The 26,022-nt window shown below is 68.0% G+C and carries 28 protein-coding genes; 11 read left to right on the forward strand and 17 right to left on the reverse strand.

Going from position 1 to position 26,022, the window contains the following annotated elements; translation table 11 throughout:
- The first annotated feature begins 45 nt into the window (after window positions 1-45).
- The 3 genes from hpaH to ON26_RS05715 are packed head-to-tail and all read left to right on the forward strand — an operon-like array spanning window position 46 to window position 3,156.
- Entirely contained in the window at window positions 46-831 is a 786-nt protein-coding gene (gene hpaH / locus ON26_RS05705) for a 2-oxo-hept-4-ene-1,7-dioate hydratase (protein WP_040794923.1), read from the forward strand.
- A complete protein-coding gene (locus ON26_RS05710) occupies window positions 816-1,631 on the forward strand; it encodes an HpcH/HpaI aldolase family protein (protein ID WP_174375370.1) in 816 nt (271 codons plus the stop codon). The genes hpaH and ON26_RS05710 overlap by 16 nt, the downstream gene beginning before the upstream one ends.
- 43 nt (window positions 1,632-1,674) lie before the next feature.
- Window positions 1,675-3,156, forward strand: a complete 1,482-nt coding sequence (locus ON26_RS05715; RefSeq protein WP_040795007.1) for an NAD-dependent succinate-semialdehyde dehydrogenase — start codon at window positions 1,675-1,677, stop codon at window positions 3,154-3,156.
- Between the two features lie 20 nt (window positions 3,157-3,176).
- On the opposite strand, the gene ON26_RS05720 is transcribed toward ON26_RS05715, so the two are convergent.
- The gene (locus ON26_RS05720; protein ID WP_040794924.1) at window positions 3,177-3,656 is read right to left on the reverse strand and encodes an SRPBCC domain-containing protein; all 480 of its coding nucleotides are present in this window, start codon (window positions 3,654-3,656) and stop codon (window positions 3,177-3,179) included.
- Window positions 3,657-3,672: 16 nt separating this feature from the next.
- Between ON26_RS05720 and ON26_RS05725 the strand changes: the two genes are divergently transcribed.
- The gene (locus ON26_RS05725; protein WP_040794925.1) at window positions 3,673-4,002 is read left to right on the forward strand and encodes an ArsR/SmtB family transcription factor; all 330 of its coding nucleotides are present in this window, start codon (window positions 3,673-3,675) and stop codon (window positions 4,000-4,002) included.
- A gap of 21 nt (window positions 4,003-4,023) precedes the next feature.
- Here ON26_RS05725 and ON26_RS05730 read toward each other — a convergent pair whose 3' ends face one another.
- The 7 genes from ON26_RS05730 to ON26_RS05760 all read right to left on the reverse strand — a co-directional run bounded on the left by ON26_RS05730 (window position 4,024) and on the right by ON26_RS05760 (window position 10,798).
- Window positions 4,024-4,284, reverse strand: a complete 261-nt coding sequence (locus tag ON26_RS05730) for a DUF4235 domain-containing protein (RefSeq protein ID WP_040794926.1) — start codon at window positions 4,282-4,284, stop codon at window positions 4,024-4,026.
- On the reverse strand, window positions 4,281-4,673 hold the full coding sequence (locus ON26_RS05735) for a DUF3618 domain-containing protein (RefSeq protein WP_040794927.1): 393 nt from the start codon (window positions 4,671-4,673) through the stop codon (window positions 4,281-4,283). Before ON26_RS05735 ends, ON26_RS05730 begins: the two co-directional genes overlap by 4 nt.
- A gap of 240 nt (window positions 4,674-4,913) precedes the next feature.
- A complete protein-coding gene (gene eutC, locus ON26_RS05740; RefSeq protein WP_040794928.1) occupies window positions 4,914-5,675 on the reverse strand; it encodes an ethanolamine ammonia-lyase subunit EutC in 762 nt (253 codons plus the stop codon).
- On the reverse strand, window positions 5,672-7,075 hold the full coding sequence (locus ON26_RS05745) for an ethanolamine ammonia-lyase subunit EutB (RefSeq protein ID WP_040794929.1): 1,404 nt from the start codon (window positions 7,073-7,075) through the stop codon (window positions 5,672-5,674). Before ON26_RS05745 ends, eutC begins: the two co-directional genes overlap by 4 nt.
- Window positions 7,072-8,493, reverse strand: coding sequence for an ethanolamine permease (gene eat / locus ON26_RS05750; protein ID WP_040794930.1), 1,422 nt, complete (start codon window positions 8,491-8,493; stop codon window positions 7,072-7,074). The genes ON26_RS05745 and eat overlap by 4 nt, the downstream gene beginning before the upstream one ends.
- Window positions 8,494-8,717: 224 nt before the next feature.
- Complete coding sequence (locus ON26_RS05755) at window positions 8,718-9,833, reverse strand: rhodanese-like domain-containing protein (protein WP_218000546.1); 1,116 nt, start codon at window positions 9,831-9,833, stop codon at window positions 8,718-8,720.
- A gap of 179 nt (window positions 9,834-10,012) precedes the next feature.
- Window positions 10,013-10,798 (reverse strand): helix-turn-helix domain-containing protein, encoded by a 786-nt coding sequence (locus tag ON26_RS05760; RefSeq protein ID WP_169333683.1) that lies wholly within the window; start codon window positions 10,796-10,798, stop codon window positions 10,013-10,015.
- Window positions 10,799-10,990: 192 nt separating this feature from the next.
- On the opposite strand from ON26_RS05760, the gene cynS reads away from it, so the two are divergent.
- The 4 genes from cynS (at window position 10,991) to ON26_RS05780 (ending at window position 15,190) form a co-directional block, all read left to right on the forward strand.
- Window positions 10,991-11,467 (forward strand): cyanase, encoded by a 477-nt coding sequence (gene cynS, locus ON26_RS05765; RefSeq protein ID WP_040794931.1) that lies wholly within the window; start codon window positions 10,991-10,993, stop codon window positions 11,465-11,467.
- A gap of 5 nt (window positions 11,468-11,472) precedes the next feature.
- Window positions 11,473-12,342: a formate/nitrite transporter family protein gene (locus tag ON26_RS05770; protein ID WP_040794932.1), complete on the forward strand. Its 870-nt coding sequence runs from the start codon at window positions 11,473-11,475 to the stop codon at window positions 12,340-12,342.
- A gap of 206 nt (window positions 12,343-12,548) precedes the next feature.
- The gene (locus ON26_RS05775) at window positions 12,549-14,153 is read left to right on the forward strand and encodes a carboxylesterase/lipase family protein (RefSeq protein WP_040794933.1); all 1,605 of its coding nucleotides are present in this window, start codon (window positions 12,549-12,551) and stop codon (window positions 14,151-14,153) included.
- A 500-nt stretch (window positions 14,154-14,653) separates the two neighbouring features.
- A complete protein-coding gene (locus ON26_RS05780) occupies window positions 14,654-15,190 on the forward strand; it encodes a hypothetical protein (RefSeq protein ID WP_245545739.1) in 537 nt (178 codons plus the stop codon).
- Between the two features lie 63 nt (window positions 15,191-15,253).
- On the opposite strand, the gene ON26_RS05785 is transcribed toward ON26_RS05780, so the two are convergent.
- From ON26_RS05785 to ON26_RS05815, 7 genes are all read right to left on the reverse strand, one after another.
- The gene (locus ON26_RS05785) at window positions 15,254-15,766 is read right to left on the reverse strand and encodes a DUF1990 domain-containing protein (protein WP_040794935.1); all 513 of its coding nucleotides are present in this window, start codon (window positions 15,764-15,766) and stop codon (window positions 15,254-15,256) included.
- 61 nt (window positions 15,767-15,827) lie between these two features.
- The gene (locus ON26_RS05790) at window positions 15,828-16,112 is read right to left on the reverse strand and encodes a hypothetical protein (RefSeq protein ID WP_040794936.1); all 285 of its coding nucleotides are present in this window, start codon (window positions 16,110-16,112) and stop codon (window positions 15,828-15,830) included.
- A 176-nt stretch (window positions 16,113-16,288) separates the two neighbouring features.
- Window positions 16,289-17,476, reverse strand: a complete 1,188-nt coding sequence (locus tag ON26_RS05795) for a lipase family protein (RefSeq protein WP_040794937.1) — start codon at window positions 17,474-17,476, stop codon at window positions 16,289-16,291.
- 1,395 nt (window positions 17,477-18,871) lie between these two features.
- A complete protein-coding gene (locus ON26_RS05800; protein WP_040795010.1) occupies window positions 18,872-19,096 on the reverse strand; it encodes a hypothetical protein in 225 nt (74 codons plus the stop codon).
- A 422-nt stretch (window positions 19,097-19,518) separates the two neighbouring features.
- Entirely contained in the window at window positions 19,519-19,929 is a 411-nt protein-coding gene (locus ON26_RS05805; protein ID WP_040794938.1) for a PPOX class F420-dependent oxidoreductase, read from the reverse strand.
- 125 nt (window positions 19,930-20,054) lie between these two features.
- The gene (locus ON26_RS05810; RefSeq protein WP_040794939.1) at window positions 20,055-20,531 is read right to left on the reverse strand and encodes a hypothetical protein; all 477 of its coding nucleotides are present in this window, start codon (window positions 20,529-20,531) and stop codon (window positions 20,055-20,057) included.
- 546 nt (window positions 20,532-21,077) lie between these two features.
- Window positions 21,078-21,650, reverse strand: coding sequence for a TetR/AcrR family transcriptional regulator (locus ON26_RS05815; RefSeq protein ID WP_040794940.1), 573 nt, complete (start codon window positions 21,648-21,650; stop codon window positions 21,078-21,080).
- 463 nt (window positions 21,651-22,113) lie between these two features.
- Here ON26_RS05815 and ON26_RS05820 point away from each other — a divergent pair, with 463 nt between their 5' ends.
- The 3 genes from ON26_RS05820 (at window position 22,114) to ON26_RS05830 (ending at window position 24,951) form a co-directional block, all read left to right on the forward strand.
- Complete coding sequence (locus ON26_RS05820; RefSeq protein ID WP_245545740.1) at window positions 22,114-22,398, forward strand: hypothetical protein; 285 nt, start codon at window positions 22,114-22,116, stop codon at window positions 22,396-22,398.
- 227 nt (window positions 22,399-22,625) lie between these two features.
- The gene (locus ON26_RS05825) at window positions 22,626-23,630 is read left to right on the forward strand and encodes a DUF6545 domain-containing protein (protein WP_157171794.1); all 1,005 of its coding nucleotides are present in this window, start codon (window positions 22,626-22,628) and stop codon (window positions 23,628-23,630) included.
- Window positions 23,548-24,951: a cytochrome P450 gene (locus tag ON26_RS05830; protein WP_051026731.1), complete on the forward strand. Its 1,404-nt coding sequence runs from the start codon at window positions 23,548-23,550 to the stop codon at window positions 24,949-24,951. The genes ON26_RS05825 and ON26_RS05830 overlap by 83 nt, the downstream gene beginning before the upstream one ends.
- Here ON26_RS05830 and ON26_RS05835 read toward each other — a convergent pair.
- Window positions 24,926-25,360, reverse strand: coding sequence for a hypothetical protein (locus tag ON26_RS05835; RefSeq protein ID WP_040794942.1), 435 nt, complete (start codon window positions 25,358-25,360; stop codon window positions 24,926-24,928). The two genes, ON26_RS05830 and ON26_RS05835, sit on opposite strands and share 26 nt — an antisense overlap.
- Window positions 25,357-25,980 (reverse strand): helix-turn-helix domain-containing protein, encoded by a 624-nt coding sequence (locus ON26_RS31485; RefSeq protein ID WP_157171795.1) that lies wholly within the window; start codon window positions 25,978-25,980, stop codon window positions 25,357-25,359. The genes ON26_RS05835 and ON26_RS31485 overlap by 4 nt, the downstream gene beginning before the upstream one ends.
- Between the last annotated feature and the right edge of the window lie 42 nt (window positions 25,981-26,022).

Genomic DNA, 26,022 nt, shown 5'->3' on the forward strand with positions numbered 1-26,022 from the left:
GCCATTCGGTGACGGCCCCAGCGAACAGGAAGCGCGAACCCACACATGCTCGAACCCTCCGTGATCAGCCGGATCGCCGATGAACTGGTCGCGGCCGGCCGGGACAGGGCGCCTGTCCAGCTGCTGACCGCCCGCTATCCCGGCATGACCGTCGAGGACGCCTACAGCGTCCAGAGCCTGTGGCGCACCCGCTGCGAGCAGGACGGGCGACGTCTGGCCGGCCGCAAGATCGGGCTGACCTCGAAGGCGATGCAGAGCGCGACCGGGATCTCCGAGCCCGACTACGGGATCATCTTCGAGGACATGATCCTCGAGAACGGGTGCACCATCCCGTTCGATCGCTACACACCGCCGCGCATCGAAGCGGAGCTCGCCTTCGTGCTGGGCAAGGACATCGAGGGCCCGAACGCCACGCTCATCGAGGTACTCGATGCCACGGAATACGTGGTTCCGGCGCTGGAGGTGCTCGACTCCCGCGTCGAGATGCAGGGCCGCACCATCGTGGACACCATCAGCGACAACGCGGCGATGGGCGCGATGGTGCTGGGCGGCAACCCGGTCCGGCCCCGTGACGTGGATCTGCGCTGGGTCGCCGCCATCCTCTACCAGAACGCGACGGTGGTCGAGACGGGCGTCGCGGCGGGCGTGCTGAACCATCCCGCGGCGGGCGTCTACTGGCTCGCCAACAAGATCGCCGCCCACGGCGACCATCTGAAGGCGGGCGAGACGATCCTCGCCGGCTCCTTCACCCGGCCGCTGTGGGTGGATCGGGGAGACACCATCTACGCCGATTACGGAAAGCTGGGCACGATCACATGCCACTTCGAGTAGACGATCCGATGACCTTCAAGCAGTCGCTGGCAGCGGCGAACCGGCCGCTGGCGGGCATGTGGGTGTGCTCCGGCAGTCCCCTGATCGCGGAACTGTGCGCGGGCGCCGGGCTCGACTGGTTGCTCATCGACGCCGAGCACTCGCCGAACGGGCTCGAGGGAATCCTCGCCCAGCTGCAGGCCGTCGGCGGGCATGCCGCCGTCCCGGTCGTGCGCCCGCCCGCCAACGACACGGTCCTGATCAAGCAGTACCTGGACCTCGGTGTGCGCACCCTGTTGGTGCCGATGGTCGACACCGCCGCCGATGCCGAGGCCGCCGTCGCCGCCGCGCACTACCCGCCCAGGGGGGTCAGGGGAGTGGGCTCGGCACTCGCGCGCGCCTCGCTGTGGAACCGTGTCCCCGAGTACCTGACTCGTGCTTCCGATTTCGTCACAGTGATCGTTCAGATCGAGTCGGTCGACGCGGTCGAGAACGCCGAGAAGATCGCCGCGGTCGACGGTGTGGACGCGGTCTTCATCGGTCCCTCGGATCTGGCTGCCTCCATGGGACTGCTCGGTCAGCAGGAGCATCCCGAGGTCGTCGCGGCCGTCGAGCGGACCATCGCCGCCGTCCGATCCGCGGGAAAGCCGGTCGGCGTCAACGCTTTCGCCGAAGCCACCGCGCGTCGCTACCTCGCGGCCGGGGTCGACTTCATTCTGGTCGGTGCCGATGTCGCGCTGCTCGCCCGCGGCAGTGAAGCCCTGGCCGCCACCTACATTCGGCCGGAGTCGGCCGAGCCTCGAATCGAAGCGAGCTACTGAGCGCACCGCTCGCGCTCGTCCTGCACGTATGGGAGACAACCGCATGTCCATCACGCCCGACCACGAGGCCGCACTCGTCTCGAGTGTCCCCACCGGACTGCTCATCGACGGCGAGTGGCGTCGGGCTTCGGCCGGCGGCACCTTCGATGTCGAGGACCCGGCCACCGGAACGGTGCTGTCGACGTTGGCCTGTGCTACGGCCGTCGACGCGCTGGCGGCTCTCGACGCCGCCGATCGGGCCGCGGGCGCGTGGGAGCGCACGGCCCCCCGGCAGCGCGCTGAAATCCTGCGCCGCGCATACGAACTGATCATCGCCCGCGCGGAGGACTTCGCCCTGCTCATCACGCTGGAGATGGGCAAGCCGCTGGCCGAGGCCCGCGGTGAAGTCGTCTACGGCGCGGAGTTCCTGCGGTGGTTCTCCGAGGAAGCCGTGCGCGATTACGGCCGCTATCTCCCCGCGCCCGAAGGCCACAACCGTATCCTCGTCCGCCGCAAACCGGTCGGCCCGTGCCTGCTGATCACCCCGTGGAACTTCCCGCTGGCCATGGCGACCCGCAAGATCGGCCCGGCGCTGGCCGCGGGTTGCACCGTCATCCTCAAGCCCGCCGAGCTGACGCCGCTGACCTCACAGTTGCTCGCCCAGACGATGATCGACGCGGGCCTGCCCCCCGGCGTCCTGAACGTCGTCTCGACGACCGACGCGGCCGGGGTGTGCGGCGCGATCATCGACGACCCCCGCACCCGCAAGATCTCCTTCACCGGCTCGACCAGGGTCGGCAAGCTCCTGATCGCCCAGGCCTCGAACAACGTCCTGCGCACGTCGATGGAACTCGGCGGCAACGCCCCCTTCCTCGTGTTCGAGGACGCCGACATCGACCGGGCGGTCGCGGGCGCGGTCTCGGCGAAGATGCGCAATATGGGTGAAGCCTGCACCGCGGCGAACCGGTTCCTCGTCCACGAGTCGGTCGCCGAGGCCTTCACCTCCGGATTCGCCCGCGCGATGGCGGCCTTGCGGCCGGGGCGCGGCACCGAGGCGGCAAGCACCGTGGGACCACTGATCGAGGAGAAGGCGCGGAACTCGGTGCACGAGTTGGTGACCGCGGCGCGGCGCGACGGCGCGTCCGTTCTCACCGGCGGATCCCCGATCGACCGCGACGGCTACTTCTACGCGCCGACCGTCCTCGCCGACGTGCCGCGCGATTCGGCCATCCTGCACAACGAGATCTTCGGACCCGTCGCCCCGATCTCGGTGTTCGCCGACGACGCCGAGGCGATCGCGCTGGCGGGCGCGACCGAATACGGCCTCGCGTCCTACGTCTACACCTCCGACTTCAACCGGATGATCCGGATCGCCGACGGTATCGAGTTCGGCATGGTCGGGTTCAACACTCCCGCCATCTCCAACGCGGCCGCACCCTTCGGTGGTGTGAAGCAGTCGGGCCTGGGCCGGGAGGGCGGGGCCGAAGGGCTGTCCGAATACACCGCCACGCAGTACATCGCACTCGACGATCCGTACGCGGACTGAGCTCTTCGCGCCGGGCGGCGCTAGGCGTAGAAGCCTTCCCGCAGGTTGATGCCGTGCTCCACCCACACTTTCAGGGCGGCGAGCATGCCGGTCCAGCCCTGACAGTTGCCGAAAGCCTGCTTCGCGCCGTCGGGGGTAGGCAGCCACGACGACTCGGTGATGGTCACCAGCGTGCGGGTGTCGCCGTCGATGGGCTCGAACTCGAAGGTCGTCGTGGTGGTGCCACGGCCATTGGTTGTCGCCTGCCCGTCCCATTCGATGACGATGCGGCGCGGCTTGTCGGCTTCGACGACCCGAACCGGGAACGCTCCGGGGAAGTCGTGGAAATCCCAGGTGACCTCGGTGTCGGGTTCCAGCCGACCGCGGGCGCCGCCGGTGGTGAAGTACTTCGACAGCTGCTCGGGATCGGCGACGGCCTCGTACACCTCGGCGCACGGACGCGAGACGCGGCCGGAGACAGTGAAGCCGATCTCGGTGAGTTCGTTCTGCCGGGAATTCATGTGATATTTTTACAACATGTCTGAGCGGGGCGTCAAGGGATCCGACGACGATCGCGTGTTCAAGGCGCTGGCCTCGCCCACCCGTCGCCGCATGCTCGATGTGCTGAAGGCGGGTTCGCTGACCACCGGTGAGCTGTGTGCCCGGCTTCCCGAACTCGACCGCACGACCGTGCTCCAGCACCTGCGCGTGCTGGAGCAGGCCGAGCTGGTCACCGGCCGCAAGATCGGCCGCGAACGCCATCTCTCGCTGGCGCCGTTGCCGATCAAGCGCATCTACGATCGCTGGATCGGCGAATACGCGCGTGCCGCTGTCGAATTGCTGGACAACCTCGACAGCGGCACGTAGCGCGGGTGCCCAGGCGGAAACCTACTTGTCGGGCCAAGTCCCGGTCAGCTGCTCGTAGCCGGCCGCTCCCGCCCGATCGACAGCTGCCTTGATCAGGCCGAAGACCGCGCCCTGCAGGGCAGCTGCGGCGAGGACTTCTTTCCAGCTGTAATCCGCGGCGGTAGCGCGAGGAACGTCGTCGTGCCCGCTCACCCCGCGCCACACCCGGGTGAACACCGCGTTGGCCGCGACCCCGCCGAGAACGCCCAGCACGATGCCGAGCGGCTTGTACAACGTCTTCATACCCGCCTCCGTCGCAGGATCGCCCAGCTGATCACCGCCGCGGACGCCGCGCCGAGGACGGCGATGGGCACGCGGCGCCTGCGTATTGATTCCCCGGCCTGCTTGCCGATATCGTCCAGCGGTTCCGAGATCGAGGGCTCGGCGTTCGTAACCAGTTGGCTCGCCAGGGCTTCGGCGTGGGCGACCGCGTCGAGGGCATCGTGCCCGGCTTCGACGGTGCGCCGCTTCGCGGGCTGCGCGGTGTCGTGGAACTCGGCCTCGGCGCGGGCCGGGACGTCGAGCTTGTCGGTCACATCCGCGACGGTCTGTTCGAGTTCCTGCCGGGTCTGGTCCCGGTCCTCGCGGATCTCGTCCGGCGTCTGCGGAAACTCGGAGCGATTGTCGGTCATCGTCGGGTTCCTTCTCGTAGGGCGGCCGGATCCGCACGGACGTCTTGCTGCGCTTCGGTCGGCAGCGGTGGCGCAGCCTTCGTCACCGTGTTCTTGCCCATGTGGAGCGCTCCCCGGATTCCGCCCGGTTCTGTATGTGCTGAACCATCGGCTTCTCACCTCCTGCGCGCCGTCTACCCGGCGGTGCGTGAAGGAAACGGAAAGGGCCCTTGCCAAGTCGGCTCGGCCGGGTCGGCTCCGTCAGGTCAGTTCCGGGTGGGAGGAGTTGTCCTTCAGGGCGACACCCGATGCGCCGAGCGCCCTGGCGCCGCGGATCAGGGTGAACGCGATGCGAACGGCGGCTTCGTAGCTCTGCCCCTCCGGCGGATGGATATTGGAGATGCAGTTGCGTTCGGAGTCCAGCCGTCCCGGGGTGGGATGGTAGGTCAGGTAGATGCTGAGGCTGTTCGCGACGGACAGGCCGGGGCGTTCGCCGATGACGGTCAGCATCGTCTCGACACCGAGAGCGGCGCCCACGTGGTCGCCGAGGGCGACCCTGGCCTGGGTGGCCACGACGGGCGGGGCGATGGTGAGCGCGCCGTCGTCGGCTTTCAACAGTGCCTCGACCAACGGGATCGCGTGCTCGGTCACCGCCGTCGCGGACAGTCCGTCCGCGATCAGAATCCCGATGTCCCCACCGTGATGCTCGATGCCGTCGAGCGAGGACGGCACCCGGCCGAGGTCGGGGCGGCGCAGGTATTCGGCGCGGTCGGCGGCGCGACTGGTGACGTGGTGGCCCGGCCCGAGTCCGAGGCGCTCGAGCCCGGATCGGATGTCCTCGACCGGCAGTGGCGAATGGACGGCATCGCGCGCCGCCGCGTGCGCCGCCTGGAAGTCGAGCACCTCGCGGGTGGAGAGCGCGTATCCGCTGCGCTGCAGACCGATACGCGCCTGGGTCACGCCTCGGATGCGCGACCAGGGGTCGGAGCTGTGCTCCGCCGGATCGCGGTGGCCGCCACTCATGCGGTCAGGCTTCGCAGCGGTGAATGCGCCAGGTCCATCGGGCGCACGCGGCCCGCATCGTCGGCCAGGCCGATGCGCTGCATCCATTGCTCGAATTCGGGAGCGGCGCGCAGCCCGAGCACAGTGCGGGCATAGAGCGCGTCGTTGAACGACAGGCTCTGGTATCCGAGCATCACGTCGTCGGCGCCGGGGACCGTGATCACGAAGGCGGTCCCCGCGAGCGCCAGCAGGCTGAGCAGCACGTCCATGTCGTTCTGATCGGCTTCGGCGTGATTGGTGTAGCAGACGTCGACACCCATCGGCAGGCCGAGAAGCTTGCCGCAGAACAGGTCCTCGAGTCCGGCGCGGGTTATCTGCTTGCCGTCGAACAGATACTCCGGTCCGATGAAGCCGACCACGGTGTTCACCAGCAGCGGGTCGTAGGCACGGGCCACACCGTAGGCGCGGGCTTCCAGCGTCTGCTGGTCGACCGGCGCACCGCCGACCCCGAGGTGCGCACCCGCCGACAGCGCCGAGCCCTGTCCGGTCTCGAAGTACATGACGTTGTCCCCGACGGTGCCCCGACCGAGCGAGCGCCCGGCCTCGGCTGCCTCCGCGAGCAGCGAGAGCGTGATGCCGAACGAGGTGTTGGCCCCTTCGGTGCCCGCGATCGACTGGAAGATCAGGTCGACGGGAGCGTCACGTTCGATCAGTTCGAGGGTGGTGGTCACGTGCGACAGCACGCAGGACTGCATCGGGATGTCGAAGCGCAGCCGGATGTCGTCGAGCATGGTCAGCAGTTCCGCGGTGGCGTGGGGGGAGTCGGTGGCGGGATTGATGCCGACCACCGCGTCACCCGCGCCCAGCAGCAAGCCGTCGAGAATGCCCGCGGCGATGCCGCGCGGATCGTCGGTCGGATGGTTGGGCTGCAGGCGCGTGGCCAGCCTGCCCGGCAGGCCGATGGTGGTGCGGAACGCGGTCTCGATCGACAGGACACGGCTGACGGCGATGAGATCCTGGTTCCGCATGAGCTTGCTGACCGCCGCGACCATTTCGGGTGTGAGACCGGGCGAGACGGCCGTGATCCGCGCGCCTGCGCCCGGCTCGCTCACGGCCCGCAACAGCCAGTCCCTGAACTCGCCGACCGTGAGATGCCCGATCGGCGCGAAGGCCTCGCGGTCGTGGGTGTCGATGATCAGCCGGGTCACTTCGTCGGACTCGTAGGGCACGATCATCTCGTCGAGGAACACTCGCAGCGGGAGGTCGGCCAGCACGTGCGCGGCCGCGGCCCGCTCCGCGTCCGAATCCGCCGCGCATCCGGCGAGCTGATCGCCGGATCGCAGTGGCGTCGCCTTGGCCAGCACTTCGGTGAGCGTGCCGAATCGGTACGTGTGGCCCCGGGCGGTGTGCTGGTAGGTCATCGAAGTTCGTCCTCCGCGGCGGCCAGCGCGGCGAATTCCTCGTCGGGGGAACTGGCGACCAGCCGAGTCCGGCTGTAGAGAGCAAAATACAGCATGAACAGCAGGAACACGACCAGGCAGCCGAACGCCGCGGTGGAATCGACCAGGAAGGTCGCGATCACCGACAGGACGGCGATCACCAAGGCGAAGCCCGCGGTGAACAGGCCGCCGGGGGTCCGGTACGGCCGTTCCATGCCCGGCTCCCGGATCCGCAACACGATGTGGCTGACCATCATGAGCACGTAGCTCAGCGCCGCGCCGAACACGGCCATGTTGAGCAGCGTCGCACCGTCGCCGAAGATCGACAGGGCGAAGCCGATGACGCCGGGAACGATCAGCGCCGGGGCGGGCGCTTTGCGCGAGTTGGTGATCGAGATGCCGCGCGGCAGGTAGCCCGCGCGCGAGAGCGCGAACAACTGCCGCGAGTAGGCGAAGATGATCGAGAAGAAGCTGGCGATGAGGCCGGCGAGGCCGATGTAGTTCACGATCGTCGCCGCGGCCCCCGTGCCGAGCGCTTCGACGAGCGGATTGCCGGATGCCTGCATGGCCGCCGCGCCGCCGGCGCCCGGGACGAGGAACAGCACCACCGCGCCGGTCACCACGAGGACGGTCATCGCCGCGATGATGCCGCGCGGGACGTTGCGGGCCGGATCGCGTGCTTCCTCCGCGGCGAGCGGGACGCCCTCGACGGCGAGGAAGAACCAGATGGCGAACGGGATCGCCGACCAGATCCCGAGGTAGCCGAACGGCAGGAACTCGCTCGCGCCCGCGGCCTCCGGATCGGGGGCGATGTCGGTCAGGTTCGAGAAGGAGAAGTCGCCGATGCTCGCGATCGCGAAGACCACCAGACCCACCAGGGCGATCGCCGTGATCACGAACATGGCTTTGAGCGCCTCACCGACCCCGGCCAGGTGGATGCCGACGAAGATCGCGTAGACGGCGAGATAGACCCACCACCCGTCGACGATGCCGAACAGCCCGAGGGATTCGACGTAGGCGCCGATGAACGTCGCGATCGCGGCAGGCGCGATCGAGTATTCGATCAGCACCGCCGTCCCGGTGGCGAACCCGCCCCACGGACCCAGCGCCCGGCGCGCGAAGGTGTAGCCACCACCGGCCGTCGGCAGCGCGGCCGACATCTCCGCCATGCTCAGCACCATCGCGCCGTACATGGCGGCGATCACGACCGTGGCGATCAGCAGCCCGCCGAAGCCGCCCTCGCCCAGGCCGAAGTTCCAGCCGGAGTAGTCGCCGCTGATGACGTAGCTGACGCCGAGCCCGGCCAGCAGCACCCAGCCGGCCGTTCCGGTGCGCAATGTTCTCTTGCCGAGGTATTCGTCGTCGATCCCGGAACCGGCCTCATCGGGTGTGGTGACCATCTCGCTGCTCCCTGAACAATGCTGCCCCGCTGCGAGATTCGCCCCCGGCGGGTCGACGCACGACTTCTGGACAGAGCGAGCGTAGAGAGCCGATGTTTCACAACACTTGCGCTCGTGTTTCGGCCTGCGGCAGATTGGCCGAGATCGGCATCCGCCACCATCCCGATCGCCCGTTCGGTCGCAAGCGGGATTCGGCGGTGGACCGTTCGCCCTCGGCCGGATGGTCAGATCTGTGCGGTGAAATCGTGGAGAAGCAGGGCGATGTCGAAGCCGCGGCGCTGCAGCCAGTGCGCGACGACCGAGGCGCGGGCGGCGGTGAGATCGTCGATCAGGACCACCCGGGCGCCTCGCACGGCGATGGTTCGGTACGAGACCCCGAGCAACTGCCCGCCTTCGGCATTGATCGAGCCGGGCAGGTGCTCTCGGGCGAACTCCTCGGGTGTCCGCACATCGAGCAGGTAGGTGGTGCGGTCGGGATCGGCGGCCCAGGCGTGCGCGGTCGGCAGATCGACACGGTCGAACTCGTCACCCGCGGAGATCGCCCGCACATGCCGGGCGGCGCGTTCACGGGCGGCCTGGTCCACCGGACCGTAGCGGGCGGTGGCGCCGGTCTCGAGTTCGAGGTTCTCCTGTATCCAGGCTTTGGTGCCCTCGTGCAGATACGACACCTTGTTCGGCACGCCCGCGTCGATCAGGGTCTGTGCGCCGATGATGGCGCGGGGCAGCCCGGCGCAGGACACGACGATGTGGGTGTCGGGGGAGGGGACGACGTCGGCGTAGCGCAGCAGCAGTTCCGCACCGGGGACGGCGACCGCGCCGGGCACGTGACCGGCGGTGAACTCCGCGACGGTGCGGGTGTCGAGGACGACGACGTCGGCGCCTTCGTCCTGGAGCGCCTTCAGTTCGGCCGCGGTGACCGCCGGTGTCGCGCGCTCGTCGCGGATGCCGAGGGAGAACGCCTGGCCGGGGATGTCGAAGGTCGGCAGGTCCGCTTCGCCGTCGCGGGTCCACTCGGGAATGCCGCCGGCCAGTACGTAGACGTGCGTGCGCCCGGCAGCCCGCAGCGCCTCCGCGACGGTCTCGGCGATCCCGTCGCCGCCGTCGACCAGCACGGTCCGCACGAGCTTGCGTGGCACGAACCGGTCGATCTCGGCCGCGACGCGTTCGGCGGGCAGGTTCGTGGCGAACAGCGGCGAGGCATAGCCGACCACCTCGCTGGGGCGGATGTCCAGGACGGCGAGTTCCCCGTCCTCGGCCAGCCAGCGGCGCAGCGTTTCGGAATCGACCACGCGCGTGGAGATCTCGGTGGCAGAGCCGGTCTCGATCGATGATGTGCTCACGTGTGGTCCACCTTCGCCGCGGGATAGACCGGGCGTGCTCGTCCCGGCTCCCTCACGGTAAGCCCGGATCCGGCGGCCGCGGCCGGGGGCCGTTCCCCGTGGCGGTCTCCGCACGGGCGCTGAGCTGCGCGGATGGTGCGCGCCGGCCCTTCGGATCACGATGGTTCGAGCGTGACGGTTCAGGAGGAAACGGCTGCGCGGCGGAAGTGGGTGGGGGAGCGGCCGTAGTGTCTGCGGAATGCCCGGGAGAAGGTGCCCGGGTCGCTGAATCCGCTCTCGTAGCAGGCGGACTGGACGGACGCGCCGCGTTCCAGGAGCAGGCAGGCGAATTCCAGCCGGGCGCGACGGATGGCCTCGCCAGGGGCCCGGCCCGTCTCGGCGAACAGCGTCTGCACCGATCGCACGGACATGTGGTTGCGCTTCGCCAGCGCCGAGACCGAGAAGGCGGGATCGCGGAAGTGGTCGTGTATCTGGCGCAGCAACTCCGCGCGCATCGCACACCGGGTGCGTTCGCCGCGGGAGCTCGCCGAGGTGGTCGATGGCCGGGGCCATTCGGTCCCCGGCTCACCGGCCCGGTCCGACACGACTTCGAAAGCGAGCAGGGTGGCGTCGCGGACCTCCAGGCGGCGGGTCGTCCAGTTGACCGGCAGGGGCGTGCCCGTGCTCGTCGTGAACCACTCCGTGCCGCGGGACGGGCCCGCCGAGGCGGCGGAGGCGACGATCGGGCAGGCGTCGTAGGGATAGGCCGAACCGTCGGGGCGGCGTTCGTGCAAGGCACGGTGGCTGGACCTGCCCACGAGATCGGCGGCGGTGGAGTAGCCGAGCAGGGATATCGCCGCCTGGTTCACCAGTTCGACGCGGCCGCCCGCGATCACCCACAACGGGGTCGGCGCCACCTCGATCACGGCTGCCATGAGTTCGGTTTCGGCATCCGGGTGCGCGGCCCGGGCGTGGAGAACGGTCACTGTCATCACCTCGGTGATCAACAGGTTCACACCCGGCTGTGTCGTGGTCGTTGCCGACCCGTCTCGGCCGTGTGAACGGCGTCGCGGCTTGCGCGAAATGACCGATATCCTGCGCGAATGTCCTGAATTCTTTCGCGCTTCATGAGTTTCGATAGCAACCGACCACGTGGTCGCGGACGAGGAGGACGACGCATGGCATATCACCCATCGCTGCGCGAGAAGGCGGCGAACGAAGTCGACGACCGCAGGGTCGCCACCGGGCGCACCTGGGAACAGATCGCCGAGCACCTCGGGAAGCCGCCGGTGTGGACGGTCGCCGCGCTGCTCGGCGCGCACCCGATGAGCCGCGCGGACGCCGTGAAGGTCGGCGAGCTGCTCGAGCTGAGCGCGGAGACGGTGCGGGCCCTGCAACGTCAGCCGTATCGGACGGCCGACGCGACGGTGTCCACCGACCCCACCATCTACCGCTTCCACGAATTGCTGGCCGTCTACGGGCCGGCCTTCAAGGAGTTGATCCACGAGCAATTCGGCGACGGGATCATGAGCGCCATCAACTGCAGTGTGTCGCTGACCCGGCGCGAGCACCCCGACGGGGCCAGGGTGGTGGTCACGATCGACGGGAAATTTTTGCCGTACCAGTGGAATTCGGCCTCGGATCAGGAGGGGTGAGGGGCATGTCGTATGTGAAACCGGCCGATCTGGCGGTCAGGGTCATCGACGCGGGCGAGTCCAAGGTGTTCCTGTCCACCCGTGACACCCTGATCCGCGCCTATATGGCAGGCGCGATCCTCGCGCTCGCCGCGGCGTTCGCCGTCACCATCACCGTCAAGACCGGCAATCCGCTTGTCGGGGCCATGCTGTTCCCCGTCGGCTTCTGCATGCTGTATCTGCTCGGATTCGATCTGCTGACCGGCGTTTTCACGCTGGTGCCGCTGGCCTGGCTCGACAAGCGGCGCGGCGTGACGATCGGTGCGATGCTGCGCAATTGGGGCCTGGTGTTCGTCGGCAACTTCGCGGGCGCGTTGACCACCGCCGTGCTGATGGCCGTCTACTTCACCTACGCCTTCAGCGTCGACCCCGACGCGGTGGGCCAGGCGATCGGTGTCCTGGGTGAAGGCCGCACGCTCGGTTACGCCGAGCACGGGGCGGCTGGCATGCTGACACTGTTCGTCCGCGGCGTGCTGTGCAACTGGATGGTCTCGACCGGGGTGGTCGGTGCGATGATGTCGGACAGCCTGCCGGGCAAGGTGATCGCCATGTGGATGCCGATCATGGTGTTCTTCTACCTCGGTTTCGAGCATTCCGTGGTCAACATGTTCCTGTTCCCGTCGGGCCTGATGCTCGGCGGTGATTTCACCCTCGGGGACTATCTGGTGTGGAACGAGATACCCACGCTGCTGGGCAATCTCGTCGGCGGGATCACCTTCGTCGGGCTCGTCATCTACGCCACACACGCCAGGACCGCGCCGAGCCGGGAGCGGGGAAAGGGGCGGAACCCGGCGGCAGCGGAGCCCGCGCCGTCCGCCGAGCCCGCGGCTGTCTGAACGCCGCGCCCGATCACCACTTCCGTCCCGCACCGGTTCGTGGCCGAGCTGGATCACCGGAAGTGGCTGGTCGGGCACGGTCTTCTCGCCCTCGCCGGCCGGCCGGTCGCCGACGGTCCGTCGGCTGCCTCGCTCTATGATCACCAACGCACGCCCCCGAGAGTTCGTCACTGCCGAGCACGCCGCATCGGAGGAGTTGAGCACCCATGGTCTGTTCGCTCGTGCGATCCGTGATCTCCGTGGCGGCGGTGATCGGACTCTGGCCGGTCGTCACCGCGGTGCCCGCCGTCGCGTCGGCGCCGCCCGAAGTGACCGTGACCGGCGGCGAGATCGCCGGAGTCGCCGTCGACGGCACCATCGAATACCTCGGGATTCCGTTCGCCGCCGCCACCGGCGGCGAAGCCCGGTTCAGCCCGCCCGGTCCCGCGCCGTCGTGGCCGGGTGTCCGGCCCGCCCGCAGCCACGGCCCGGCATGCCCGCAGACCGGCTTCGTGCCCGGTGCGCCGCCGGCTTTCCCCACCGCCGAAGACTGCCTGACCGTCGACGTCTACACGCCGGAACAGATGCCGGGCCGTCCCCTGCCGGTCATGGTGTTCTTCCACGGCGGCGGCTACACCACCGGCGCCAACAGTCAATACGCCCCCACCGGCATGGTCGCCGACGGCGATGTCGTCGTGGCGATACCCAACTACCGGCTCGGGCCGCTCGGGTTCATGTCGCTACCCGAACTGGCCGCCGAGTCCGGCGGCGCCACCGGAACGATCGGCATCCAGGACCAGCAAGCCGCCTTGCGCTGGGTGCGCGACAACGCCCATGTCTTCGGCGGCGATCCGGCCGATGTGACGATCTTCGGCGAGTCGGCAGGCGGCGGCAGCGTGTGTGCGCACTTCGCCGCGCCCGCCTCCGCCGGTCTGTTCCACAAGGCCATCGTGCAGAGCGGTTCGTGCGTGCAGTCGCCCGTGGCACCCCTCGCTCGCGACGACTCCTTCGCCCGCTCGGCGCGCTATGCCGAGCGCGTGGGATGCGGTGATCCCGCGACGCGACTGGCCTGCCTGCGCGCTCTGCCCGCCGCGTCACTGCTCGACGAATCGACCGTGCCGCCCGACGAGGCGGCCTCCCCGACCTGGCTGCCCAGCATCGACGGTGTGGTCCTCACCCGGCGCCTGGCGGACGCCTTGCGCGAAGACGGCCGCAGGATTCCGATGATCGTCGGCAGCAACAGCAACGAGGGGGCGCAGATCGTCGCGGAATCCGATTTCGCCCGCGGTCATATCCCGGACGCCGCGAGTTTCCAGAGCTATGTCCGGCAGACATTCGGCGCCGACGCCGACGCCGTCCTCGACCGGTATCCGCTCGATCACTATCCGTCACCGGCAGCGGCGCAATCCGCGGTGGTCACCGACGGCCTGTTCGCCTGCCCGGCGCTGTCCGCCGGCCGTCTCGCCCGTGACACCGGGCATCCGCTGTGGCAGTACGAGTTCGACCAAGCGCCGCTGGACGCGAATCCGGTGCTTCCCGGCGCCTTCCACTCCGCCGAACTGCTCTATCTGTTCAGCAGCGTGATGGGTGTGCCGCTCCCGTGGACCGGTGCGTCGGCGGCCTTCGCCGGGCAGATGCAGCGGTGGTGGACCACCTTCGCCCACACCGGCGATCCGAACGGTCCCGGTTCAACCGAGTGGTCGGCCTGGCCCGGATCTGCCGCCCGGGATGTCGACGGTCCCGCGCTGATCATGCGGGCCACCGGCAGCACCATGACCGACGATTTCGGGCTCCGGCACCACTGCGCATTCTGGTCCGAACGCGCGCGCTGAGCGAGTGGCGTTCCGTGCGCCGCCGGACCGCTGGACAGGTGTACGGCCGCGACGGGCGCGTCCCCGTCCACCCCCACACAGGACAGTCCCCGGTAGTCTCCATCGAAACCATGAATTGCAGTCGTCGCTGACAACTCCGGTATCGACTGGCTTGCCGGGGGCTTAGCCAGATCCTGGAAAATTGTCTCTCCGGTCGACGGACGTCTTCGTCGACGGTGTAACCCTTTTCCGGTGTTCTGGTATAAGACCAGTCTTCTCCGAATTCGTCGCAAGTCAATACCCTCGGGACCCCGAAAGTGCGGAGATTTCTCTGCCTCCGGCCGCATTGTGCGGGCGGGCGCCGTGGAGGACAGTGGGTATGTCCGGTGGCGTCCACCGCGGGCGCCGCCTTTCCCCGAACCTGGAGGTGTCCCGTGCACGCACGTTCGAGCACAATCGCGGCGCAGCCGTCATCGATCGACAAGGGGATCGCGTGCCTTCGCAACGAGGTGATGCCGACTATGTCGGAGATGGAGGGGTGGGTCGGTCTGTCGCTGATGATCGAGAGATCGACAGGACGCTGCATCGCCACGAGCGCGTGGGAATCCGAACAGGCGCTGCGTTCCAGCGAGTCGCGCGTCCGGCCGCTGCGGGACAGCCTTGCTCGGTCGCTCGACGGACGCACCCAGAAGATCGAGGAATGGGAAGTCGCGGCCATGCACCGCGACCACCTGGCCGGTGACCGGGCATGCACCCGGTGCGTCTGGTTGCACACCGATCCGGCCGGGATCGACGGCATGATCGACACGTTCAAGACGGTTTCACTACCGGAACTCGAGAAGATCGAGGGATTCCGCAGCGCCAGCCTGTTCGTCAACAGGGCAACCGGTCGAGCGGTCGGGTCCAGCGTCTGGTCGAGCATCGAAGAGCTGGAAAGCAGCCGGGACGCGGCCGCCCGGATGCGGCCGGGGGCGGCCCAGCGGATGGGGGCAGAGATCCTCGAGGTGGCCGAGTTCCGGCTCGGCTTCGCCCACCTGCGCGTGCCCGAGCTGGTCTGAGCCGGTGAGCCGTCCGGCCGGGAGGTGGGAACTCCGGCCGGCGCGCCGACCGCTCCGGCTCGCTCACTCGGTGGACAAGGCAGCTGTGTATCGGTCGGCCATGCGGCGTTGCATCAGACGGCCGAGCGGCCCGGCGAGCCGGACGTACCACGCCGCGGGGCGGGAGAAGGCCGTGACCACCGCATACACCGACTCGTCGGCGGGGTCGTACTCCACCGCGAACAACTCCTCCCCGCTCACCGGGTGACCGGGCAGCGTGCCGTAGGCGAAACCGCGACGATCGGGCTCGTCGAGGACGTACACGACTCGGCACGCCGCACGGATCGCCGCGGGCCCCACGCCGAGCCGCACCGCCACCAGCGTCCCCGGTGCGGCGACCGGCGAACTCGCGGAGCCGAACACGCCCGCACCTTCGAGCATCCGATAGGCCATGACCTCGGTGCTCACGCGCTCGAACAGCGGGCGACCCCGTCCGATCCGGCGCCTTCGGGTGAAGCGCCGATAACCCGGCGGGGGCTCGCTCGCCGTAGCGCCGACCGCCGAATAGGTGAAATCGCCCGCGCCGTCGTCACTCACGCGCCCATTCTGCACCGGAACAACGCATCCCCGACCGTGTCGCCAGGCGTGTCCGCGCGGATCAGCCGTGCCCATTCGTTGCCACGTAGACCAGCAGCGCCATCATCACAGCGACCGCTCCGAGCACGCCGCCGACGAGGGCGTCGGCCCGGTTCGTCGCGATACCGCGGTCGGCCCGGTCCCAGCCGATGAAACCCGCTGTCACGGCGGCAAATCCGGTCGGCGCCGATAAGAGTTCCCCCGCGAAGGGGATGAAGGTGAATGCGACCGAGAAGATGCCGAGCACCAGGGCCGCCAGCCCCACGCCGTTGCGCGCCGGTGGGTTGTTGCCGGGAGCCGGTGCCATATCGAGGAGCGTAACGGTGATTCGGCGCCGGACGTAGTGGTGCGGGTCCCGCGCCACCTGTCGCCGAGAGCCGGGAGTGTCAGGCATGCCGGGTGACGGGCGAGCCGCCCACCACCTTCTGCTTGTCGTGCGGCAGCGCCTACCCCGCAACGTCCGGTGTGGGACGCGTTCGTCGCTCAGCAGCTGGTCGGGACGGGCTCACCCCGGAATCGGGCTTCGACGTAATTCCAGGCGGCCGGGAACCCGGCGACGGCCGCCGTCATGTGCTCGGCGATGTCGTAGGGCACCATCTGCACCGGCGCTCCCGCCTTGCAGTAGCGGTCGGCGGTCTCGGCGAGCGGAGTGAACGCGGTGAGGGTGTCGTAGCGCCCCTGCCACAGATAGGTGGGGACGGTGGGGACGCCGGGGAAGTCGCGCAAGCTGTTCTCGCGCAGCACCTCTCGCGCCTCCGGACTGTCCATCAGGCTCTTGGAGGCGGCCATCTGCTCGGCACTGCGGAAAGCGCCGTGGAAGAGCAGGAAGCGGCGGCACGCGTCGTGGGTGAATTCCCGGAACCACAAGCCGTTCTCGTTCAGCTGGTCCGAGATCGGCAGGCGGTCGGGGTATTCGCGCTCCAGCCCCATCGCGGCGGCGAAGGCGAGACCGAAGCCGGGATGCGGGTTGAATCCCAGACTCAAGGCCATGTCTTCCAGGTCGGCGGGGATACCGCCCGCGACAGCCGCGGCGAGTTTCAGATCCGGCGCGTAGGTGGGCTGCAGGGCGGCGGCCCACGCGGTGGCCATCCCGCCGCCGGAGTAGCCGGCGATCGCGACCTGCGAATCGGCCAGGCCCAGTTCGCCGGCGCGCTGCACCGCCTTCACGCTGTCCAGGGTCACCATGCCGCTGAGCTTGGCGGCGCCGTAGGCGACATTGGGACCCAGGTAGTCGGGCAGGGAGATCGCCCAGCCACGGCCGATGGGCAGCATCGCGCCGACGGCGTCCTGCAGCTCACCGTTGAACAGCGAGCGCGACGGGTTGCAGCGCGAGCCCAGCGAGTTGATCAACGCCTGATAGGAGATCAGCGGCGGGTTCCGCACGCCCGAGGGAAGCAGGACGGTGGTGACGCCCATGATCGGGTTGCCGCCGGAATTGGTGGAGCGGAAGGCCACCTGCCAGCCCTCGGTGCCCACATAGGGCATGGTGTCGATCCGGCGGATGCGCACCACGTCACCGGGCTGCAGGTCGCCGAGGTCGGCGGGTGGGGCATAGAACGGGTCGGGGTCCGGCTGCGGATAGAGCGGTTCGGCTCCGGCCGGGGAGCCCACGACACCGAGCGACAAGATGCTCAGGATCAGGACCAGAATGCGAGTCGCGACTGTGGACACGGTCTTCCTTCACACATGGGGTAGCGCCGAGGGCACCGCGGAAAGGGGCTCGGCGGCCTCGGTGAACGAAGGGGCGGGGAGACGTTGCGGAACGGCGGCGTCCGCTGCCTCGGATGCCCGGGCCCGAGTGCGACGGCGCCATTCGCGGCGAACATATCGCAATCGCGATACCCGTGAGAGCGCGGCGACCGCGATGGTGTCGATTGTCACAGCGGGATAGAGGTTTTGGGGAATTGGACCGGGTGCCGGACCGATATTCCGGCACGCTCTTCAGCTGCTGTTATAGCTGTAAGCTGTTGTGGCGGTGCAGAATCGGGCGCAACATATGTCACGCTGAGTCGCTGCTCGAATATCGGCTGATCAGTGCGAATGACGGACATGGACCCGGAGATCGGACCATTAACGGCCAGTAGCGACTGTTCAGCATTGCTGATGGTGGGCCGCCGGTCGGTGGGCGGGCGGGGCGACATGCCGAAAGCGTTTGATACGGGGGGTGTTCGGGAGCGGGGGTGGCGGATCGCGGGCGGCGCGCCCACGTCGCCCTCAGCAGTTCGACTGGAATGGAAAACAGCCTTGCCCCGGCCTCGGCTCCGGAGGTGCTGGAGCGGGAACCGGTTCCGGTTGTGGTGCCGACACGGCGGGCGTCGGGGCAGCGGTCGTGGCCGACGAGATGATCTGTTGATCGCCGGTCTGCCGGGGCGCGCCGTCCAAGGTCGAGCGCATGGCCCACATGCCCGCGATGACCGCTGCGATAAGCGCGGCCGCGGCGGCGACTGGCACTCCGGTCCGGCGCGAGATCGTGCCTGCGATGCTTGATGACTGCGGCGAGCAACCATCGGATCGAGACGCGGGTAGGTGGCCGGTTCCTTTCGGGGAGGCGATAGGTTCGGGCGCCGGATCGGGAACGGTCGCGTACGAGATCGCTGTTGCCGGAGGCGTGGTGACGGTGGGCACCGGGGGCTGGTCCGGCCCGGTCGTGGAGTCACCCGAGAACCCCTCCGCCACGAGGTCTTCGATGCTCACATGCTCGCCGAGGTTCATCGCGGTCAGCAAGGTGTGGACCTGCTCCGCACTCCATATGGTCTTTCTTCTGCGCTGGTCGTGCGGCCAGGCGCGGATGCCCCTGTTGCCGATGACGGCCGCAGCCCATCACCTGCCGGAACGGGTTGTCGTCCTCTTCCCGGACGCGAACCGGGTCTCCCGGCAGGTCGCTGTGCCGCCACCGGCCGTGACCACCGATGCCGGTCCTTTCGGCCCGGTTGCGCCAGGCGCGGGCGCGCCCTCATGCCGTCGCGTCGGCCCGGGTGCAATGGCTATGAGGGCCGGTGGTCCCGGCCGGCCGACGAGCTGGCGGCCGCAGCACGTGGCCTGTGCCGGCCGCCGAGCCGATGCGAATCAGCCCTCCTGGGCCGCCAGATCCACCAGCGCGGCCGCGAGCCGGAAGAACTTGTTGCTCCCGAGGTCGGCGATGGTCTTGATGCCCAGCGCTTCGAACAGCTGGGCATCGTGCTTCTCCGCCAATCCGGCCAATGCCGAGGGCGGAGCGGCCAGCAGCTCCGTCAGCGACTTGTCCTCGAAAGCCTTGTCGAGAACCTTGTCCAGTACCACGGGGACAGCCACTTCGGACTCCTTCGTCTCACCAGCGTGCAACACGGCCACCGAAACCGTGACCGAACCGATCCGGACACGGAATCGGTTGCTGGACAGCATAGTTCAGTCCACCGTGGCTCTGGTTGATCGTGACGCACGCCTCGTGTTCCACCGTTGGGACGTGCTACCGGCATCCGGTGCCGAGCGGCATCGGCGGTCTCCGGCCAGGGGATCCGAACAGCGTCGTCCCTGCGGACGAGCTCACCCCGACCGGTCGACGCGTCGGCGGTCCCGTTTCAAGCGGCGATGCGTCCGCGCTGCCTTCGCCCGCAAGCCGGCCCGCGCTGTCCTCGATGCGAAGCTCGAGGGCTCGATGGCTGAACTCGCGCCGTCGAGATCCGAGGTGGTGACCTGGGCCCGTGCGGCGAACCTCCACATCTTGTGCGGACCGCCTACGGTGCTGACTTGCCGGCGTGGCGTCCGGTGAAGTCGAAGGATCCGCCGTCGAGGCCCCAGGAGATGATTCGCTCCGGGTGAATCCGGATGACCGCGCGTTCCTGGGGTGGGAACGGTGGCTCCTCGTCATCGAGCGCCTCGGCCGTGCCGCGTATCTCGATGCCGCGAATCACATACGGCTCCAGGGAAACCTGTTGGTCGATGACGAAAGACACCCGGCTGCCCGCCGCGACATTGCGATACTTGCGACTGGCGCGCATTCGCATGCCTCCGATGTCGATCGTGCCGTCGGCATTCACCCGATAGTTGGTCGGGTTGTTCTGTACCACGCCGTCGGATGACACCGTGGCCAGCCGGCCGATCCCGGCCTCCGCGAGGAACTGCTGTTCGTTGCTGGTGAAGGTCATGTCGGTACTCCTGGGTGCATTCGATATCAGTTGTGTCCCGGCGATAAGCCGGAAGTCGTCGGGCGGAGTGGTTGCCTGCGTCTTGTGTCGGCGGTTCGGTGGGACCGTCTACCCGTGCTCGGAGATCAGAGCAGGATCAGCGCGGCACACAGTCCGGCAATGGCAATGAACTGAAGGGTGACCCGGTACTTCAGAATGCTGTCCCACTTGTCCTGCAGCGCGCGGGCATCGGCCGGAATGATGCCGCTCTGCGCAGCGGCCGTCTGCCGAGAATTGATCGGCTTGGCGATGCGGACATAGAGGGCGAGCCAGGCGAGCAACGCCGCCACCGTGATCCCCGCCGCGACAGCGGCGCCGAACTGCCCGGCCCACAGCGCGATCAGCAGCGTGAGCACCGCGAAGACCACACCGCCCGCACCGACAATCGGCATGCGCTTGTCGCCGTAGTAGTGACCCCATCCCGCGCTCATGGTCACGGTCGCGTCATCGAGCTTGCGGTACACGGATCGGGTGATCACGGCCCCGCAGACATCGGTGCCATAGACGACGGCGTTGGAGAGGATGGCGGCGGCGGCGATGATCTGGCCGGTGACTAGGAGCATTGTGGGCTGCCTTTGCTGAAATCTAGCATTGGTAGGAACTAGAGCAAAGGTAGCATTCGGTCGCTATCTTGTCTAGCGGTGCTAGAGTTTGGCGTGCGGCTGCGGGAATATCCATGAATCAGCGAGCCGCACATGCCCTTTCGGCCGAGTGGGCGCTATCGCCGGCAAGTCGGTCACCGAGCGGGCGGGTCTCCGGCCTGCGGGCTCCGCTGGTGGTGGCTCAGGCTCGTCGCGGTCCGTTCCTGATCTCGTCGACCGGGTTGCGGACGGCCTGACTGTGTCGGGTCGGCCGATCGACGGAGCCTGGTGATACCGGCCGCGACGCCGGTGGGCTGACCTGCCGCCCGATGGGGCCGCCGCACTGCAGGCGGCGGCATGGTGCCGCGCGCCGAGCCACCTGCGGAATCGCGCTCATCTGCCTCGCGTCGTGCGATGTGATGGGTCGAACGATCGTTCCTGACCCGCATCCGATTCGGTGCAACGCAATCGCGAGGCCGCGTCTCGCCGATTGCCGCGAATCGGGTTACAACCCGTGTGGGGGATCGTCTACCGCGTCCACTGGTCGACGAACACCGCCAGACGGGCTTCCCGCTGGGCCGGCCGCAGACGTCCACCGCGGTCCAGGGTGGCCAGGCCGTGCAGGGCGCTCCAGCCGACCTCGGTGAAGGTCTCCGGATCGTGCTCGCCGGCGAACGGCGAGAAGGCGGCGAACATGACGGCGAACGCGTCCCGCAGCGGCTGCGAGGCGTTCTCGCCGAACGCGAGGTTCACCTTCATCGAGAACATCGCGTCGTAGAGGGCGGGCCGCGCGGTCGCGAAGTCGAGGTAGGACCGCGCTACCGCCGCGAGCGCCGCGCGCGGCTCGCCGCCCGCGGACTCCAGCGCCGCGCGGCTCGATGCGGCCATCTCCGCTATGCCGTCCTCGGCGACCGCTGTGACGATCTCGTCCTTGCCCGCGAAGTGTGAATACAGCACAGGCTGGCTGTATTCGATCCGTTCCGCCAGCCTGCGTATGGTTACCGCGTCCCAGCCCTGCGACTCGGCCAGCTCCCGGGCGGTGTCGATGATCAGCCGGTGCCGTTCGGCGCGTTCCCGTTCCCGTCGCGTCTGGGGGGTCATAGGCTGATTTTAGCACCGCTCGAAAATCTAGTGTCACTAGATGTCGCGATCGCTCTGACCGGAGGCGGGCGGCCGCAGCTCCTCGCACGGTGAGTGGGGCCGGCGGATGGCACGGTCAGCTCAGCGTGCGCCTGGCCCCTGAGCGAGATCTCGGGAGATGGTCTTGAATGGGTTGAGCGCATCGATGGAGCGAGCAGAGGACGCGTGGCCGGGATGCGGGGGTGGACATGGGTGAGGCAGGGGGCGGGGGATGGATACTTCGACGCGGCGGGTGATGGCCGCGCGTGAGTCGGTGGCGCCTCTGGTTCCTTCACCGTGGAATCGCGATGCTTTCCTGGCCAGGCTGGGCGAGTGGCGGGGGCGGCCGATCCGGCTCATGCCGGTGACTTCGGCGTTGGTGCCGCGGGGTGCGGAAGCGAGTCGTGCACCGTGCGGGTTGTGGCTCGAGTGCGAGGAGGTGGATGTGATCGCATTCGATGCCGGGACAACGGATTTCCATATCGATCAGATCATCGCGCACGAGACGGGGCACATGCTGCTCGACCACGCGGATGGGTCGGCGGGGCTGGAAGGGATACGTCAGTTGTTGCCGGATATCGACCCGGCGCTGATATCGCGCGTGCTCGGCCGGTCGGAGTTCTCCGATCATCAGGAGGATGAGGCGGAGTTGTTCGCGGACATGCTGCTGTCGGGAGTGTCTCGGTGGCGGTCGCCTCGGCCGATGCGGTCGTTCTGGGGTGACCGATGACCTCATCGGCTCCGGGATGGGTGGCGTGGTCGACGATCGCGTTCAGCCTGCTGGTGGCGGTGTTGCGTTCGGTCTGGCTACATGGTGACGGCAGGCCGGGGGAGCGACTGGTCACTTACGGGCTGCTGTTCGCGGTGTGTGCGGCGATGCTCCGTGAGCGGGCGGTGCAGGACGTGCTTCGCGACGCCGGAATCTTCGATGTCGCCTTCACTCGTCAGCTGGGCACGGTGTTCATCGTGTTCACCTTCGCGCCACTGGTTCTGTTGGCGTTGTCCTGGTCGGAGTCCTGGCCTGCGCGAGGGAGGTACGCCGGCCGGACGTTGTGGGTGGCGGTGTTCGTCTCGGGCACGGTGATGCTGGTGGTGGGGTCACACGCACGAGCGCTCGGACAGTACATCGACCGCACCGAGGGTTGGCAGACTGTGCTCTACTTCGCGATTTTCTCGGCGTGGTGCGCGGCGACCGGCATCGTGATGACCTGGACGAGCATTCGCGATCTGCGTGTCGGTGGCCTGCGGCCGAGTCATCGCCTGACATATGTGGTGATCCTCGTCGTCGGGGCGTGGGCCACCGAGGAGGCCGTTTCGATCCTTGTCAGCGCGGTGTTCGCGGCGACCGGGACCGGACAGGACTTCGTCGGTTTCCGATTCGATGCCAACGAGCGCAATTTCATCTATCTCCTGCTGCTGGGGGCGGTTCCGGCGTCGGCGCAGGTGATGGCGGAGATCGCTCGCCGGCTTCGGGTGGATCCGGCCGCGCGTGCGGTGCGGCGGCTGACACCGTTGTGGACCGAACTGGTGACGGTGTGCGCGAACGAGATTCCACGTCCCGCACAGCAGGATTCGTCGGTGGGGTCGGCGCGGAGGTTGCATCGGATGACCGTCGAGATCCGTGACTGTCTGCTGGTGCTGGGCCGCTACTCCGAGCCCGCCCCGGATCATTTGCCCGACGCCTTGGCGGAGACGGTGCAGATCATGCGGGCGTTGCACCGTAAGAGATCTGGTGCGGCACCGGGGCGTTATGTTCGCCTGCACGCTTCCGCGCCCGGGCGTGACATCGTTGATGAACGTCGTACGTTGCGCAGCATCGCCGCGCACTGGGATGAGGCGGCCACCCATGTGGAGGCGCTGAACTACGGGATGGAGCACAATGACCACGACCACTCCGAGGCCGATCCGTGCCCGGGAGCGGAAGCTACCGCATCCGCCGCACCGTCTGCCCGTCCTGGGTGACGTGTGGGATCTGCATGTCACCGATTCCAGTCAGTGGGGTATGCGTGGCGCGCAGAAGTACGGTGGAATATACGAACGCAACATCTTCGGGGCGCGGGTCACCTACGTCTCGGATCCGGATCTGTTGCGGGAGATCAACGACGACGAATTGTGGTCGAAATTCCTGGGGGTCCCGATCCGGGATCTGCGCAGCGTGGCCGGTGACGGACTGTTCACCGCGCACAATTCCGAGCCGAACTGGGCCAAAGCGCACGCTGTCCTGGCGCCGTCGTTCACCGCGGCTGCCATGCGCGGCTACCACGCCACCATGCGCCGGTGCGCGGACGAGTTGATCGAGCACTGGGCCGGACGTGCCGGTGAGTGGGTCGATGTGCCGGCCGATACGAACAAGGTCGCCCTCGAAGTGATCGGCCGGACCGGATTCGGCTACGAATTCGAGTCGTTCACTCGGACCGATCCCCATCCGGTGGTGTCGGCGATGCTGCGTGCGCTGACATACATCAACCGGTCGGCATACTCGCATCCGCTCATCGAGCGCACTGTCTTTCGGCAGCAGCGTGCCCAGCACGAAGCCGATGTCGCGATGGTGAACGCGAAGATCGACGAAGTGATCGCGCGCCGCCGCCGCGAGGGCGCTGGTGAGCACGGCGACTTGCTGGACCGGATGTTGACCGTGGCGGATCCGGAGACCGGGACACTGTTGGATGAGAAGAACATTCGCAATCAGATTCTGACGTTTCTCGCGGCCGGGCACGAGACCTCGGCGGGCGTGATGGCCTTTGCGCTGCACTATCTTTCCGTGCATCCCGAGATCGCCGCGCGGGCACGGCGCGAGATCGCCGAAATCTGGACCGGCGAGGAGATCGAGTTCGAGCAGGTGGCCAAGCTGCGGTATATGCGGCGCATCGTCGATGAGACACTGCGGCTGTGGCCCACGGCCCCAGGCTACTTCCGCAAGGCGCGCGCGAACACGCTGCTGGGCGGACGCTACCCGTTCGAGAAGAACGAATGGGTATTCATCGTGTTGTTGCAGTTGCATCGCCATGAGCTGTGGGGTGGCGATCCGGAGAGCTTCGATCCGGATCGTTTTCTTCCGGAACGGGTACGTGCGCGCCACCCCGAGTTGTATCGGCCTTTCGGCGTCGGAATGCGGGCCTGTATCGGCCGGCAGTTCGCCTACCACGAGATCGCGCTCGTGTTGGCGACTGTTCTGCGCAACTTCGATCTACACGCCGATCCGAGCTACGAGTTGAAGGTCAAGGAGACGATCACACTCAAGCCGAATGGCTTGCGACTCAGGATGTCTCCTCGCCAGGACTGACCGGTGCGGGCGAGTCCTGCACGCGGTGTGCGATCAGGCTTTCGATCAGTGCCTCGCGGTCGGAGTGGGTGGGCCGTCCGCGCAGGCGCACCCGGCTGACGCCCGAGTCCCGCAGAGCCCGGAGCAGGCCGAGCTGGACGTGCACGCCGATGACTTGTTCGTCATCGGCGGGGCCGGTCAGATACCAGGCCGGCTGACTGAAGTGGCCCGCAAGGGCGGCGAGGAGGTCCGGTGACGCGTGCTCGACGCTTCCTGCGCGCAGAGCCGCCAGCATCGCGGGGTCGACCTCGACGCCGTACTCGTGCATGGCCTCGGCGACGGTCTCGACGGCAGGCTCGTCGCCGGCCGCGCTGTGCAACGCGCGAAAGAGCATGTCGATGCGCTCGGCTAGGGACAGTGATCCGCTCACCTGGCAGCCTCCAGTCTGGCTTCGAATCGTTTGCGGGTCGCGTCGTCCATATCGAAGCGGATGCCCGCGAGCCAGCGCCGATAGCGTGCTTCGTCCCAATCGGCGTCGGCAGGGTCGGTCGGGCGGTCCAGAAAAGGGCCGAGCAGGGCCACCAACGGTCCGAGCGCACCACCGTGGAGTCGGTTGGTTTCGAGCAGTTGGGTGATATAGCGGGAATACAGCGGCTGTATGCAGTCGTCGAGCCGCTGGGAGGCCTCGCGCAGTGCGGAGTCCGATGTGGCCAACTCGGAGATCTCACGGGCGACGGCGAGGAGCCCGCTGATGGTTTCGGCGGGCACGACGATGTAGGACGGTGCGACTTCGATGGTGCTGCCGCGCCGCAGCGGTATCGGCTCCCCACCTGTTATCACCTGCTGAGCCGATCCAGGCTCCCAGGCCAGACCCACATCGAGTTTGTGCAGGGTGTTGGCACTGATCCGGCCCGCCTCGCCGCGCTCGATTCTCAGCAGAGTCGGCTCGGTAGGGCCGCCCATCAGGGCGACCTGACGCCTGCTGCGGTTCAGCTGATCACGCCGCTCCACGACGGCCCGACCCAACCGTTGCGCAGTGTCCTTATTCATAGACGCTACCGAAATTTGCGTACATGCACGCAAGCATAATCG

The sequence above is a fragment of the Nocardia higoensis NBRC 100133 genome (assembly GCF_000308595.1).
Classification (GTDB): Bacteria; Actinomycetota; Actinomycetes; order Mycobacteriales; family Mycobacteriaceae; genus Nocardia; species Nocardia higoensis.

What these genes read in the sequence shown, in the direction of transcription:
- hpaH (WP_040794923.1), top strand. Translation starts at nt 46, where the DNA reads ATGCTCGAACCCTCCGTGATCAGCCGGATCGCCGATGAACTGGTCGCG.
- ON26_RS05710 (WP_174375370.1), top strand. Translation starts at nt 816, where the DNA reads ATGCCACTTCGAGTAGACGATCCGATGACCTTCAAGCAGTCGCTGGCA.
- ON26_RS05715 (WP_040795007.1), top strand. Translation starts at nt 1,675, where the DNA reads ATGTCCATCACGCCCGACCACGAGGCCGCACTCGTCTCGAGTGTCCCC.
- ON26_RS05720 (WP_040794924.1), bottom strand. Translation starts at nt 3,656, where the DNA reads ATGAATTCCCGGCAGAACGAACTCACCGAGATCGGCTTCACTGTCTCC.
- ON26_RS05725 (WP_040794925.1), top strand. Translation starts at nt 3,673, where the DNA reads ATGTCTGAGCGGGGCGTCAAGGGATCCGACGACGATCGCGTGTTCAAG.
- ON26_RS05730 (WP_040794926.1), bottom strand. Translation starts at nt 4,284, where the DNA reads ATGAAGACGTTGTACAAGCCGCTCGGCATCGTGCTGGGCGTTCTCGGC.
- ON26_RS05735 (WP_040794927.1), bottom strand. Translation starts at nt 4,673, where the DNA reads ATGACCGACAATCGCTCCGAGTTTCCGCAGACGCCGGACGAGATCCGC.
- eutC (WP_040794928.1), bottom strand. Translation starts at nt 5,675, where the DNA reads ATGAGTGGCGGCCACCGCGATCCGGCGGAGCACAGCTCCGACCCCTGG.
- ON26_RS05745 (WP_040794929.1), bottom strand. Translation starts at nt 7,075, where the DNA reads ATGACCTACCAGCACACCGCCCGGGGCCACACGTACCGATTCGGCACG.
- eat (WP_040794930.1), bottom strand. Translation starts at nt 8,493, where the DNA reads ATGGTCACCACACCCGATGAGGCCGGTTCCGGGATCGACGACGAATAC.
- cynS (WP_040794931.1), top strand. Translation starts at nt 10,991, where the DNA reads ATGGCATATCACCCATCGCTGCGCGAGAAGGCGGCGAACGAAGTCGAC.
- ON26_RS05770 (WP_040794932.1), top strand. Translation starts at nt 11,473, where the DNA reads ATGTCGTATGTGAAACCGGCCGATCTGGCGGTCAGGGTCATCGACGCG.
- ON26_RS05775 (WP_040794933.1), top strand. Translation starts at nt 12,549, where the DNA reads ATGGTCTGTTCGCTCGTGCGATCCGTGATCTCCGTGGCGGCGGTGATC.
- ON26_RS05780 (WP_245545739.1), top strand. Translation starts at nt 14,654, where the DNA reads ATGTCGGAGATGGAGGGGTGGGTCGGTCTGTCGCTGATGATCGAGAGA.
- ON26_RS05790 (WP_040794936.1), bottom strand. Translation starts at nt 16,112, where the DNA reads ATGGCACCGGCTCCCGGCAACAACCCACCGGCGCGCAACGGCGTGGGG.
- ON26_RS05805 (WP_040794938.1), bottom strand. Translation starts at nt 19,929, where the DNA reads ATGACCTTCACCAGCAACGAACAGCAGTTCCTCGCGGAGGCCGGGATC.
- ON26_RS05810 (WP_040794939.1), bottom strand. Translation starts at nt 20,531, where the DNA reads ATGCTCCTAGTCACCGGCCAGATCATCGCCGCCGCCGCCATCCTCTCC.
- ON26_RS05815 (WP_040794940.1), bottom strand. Translation starts at nt 21,650, where the DNA reads ATGACCCCCCAGACGCGACGGGAACGGGAACGCGCCGAACGGCACCGG.
- ON26_RS05830 (WP_051026731.1), top strand. Translation starts at nt 23,548, where the DNA reads ATGACCACGACCACTCCGAGGCCGATCCGTGCCCGGGAGCGGAAGCTA.
- ON26_RS31485 (WP_157171795.1), bottom strand. Translation starts at nt 25,980, where the DNA reads ATGAATAAGGACACTGCGCAACGGTTGGGTCGGGCCGTCGTGGAGCGG.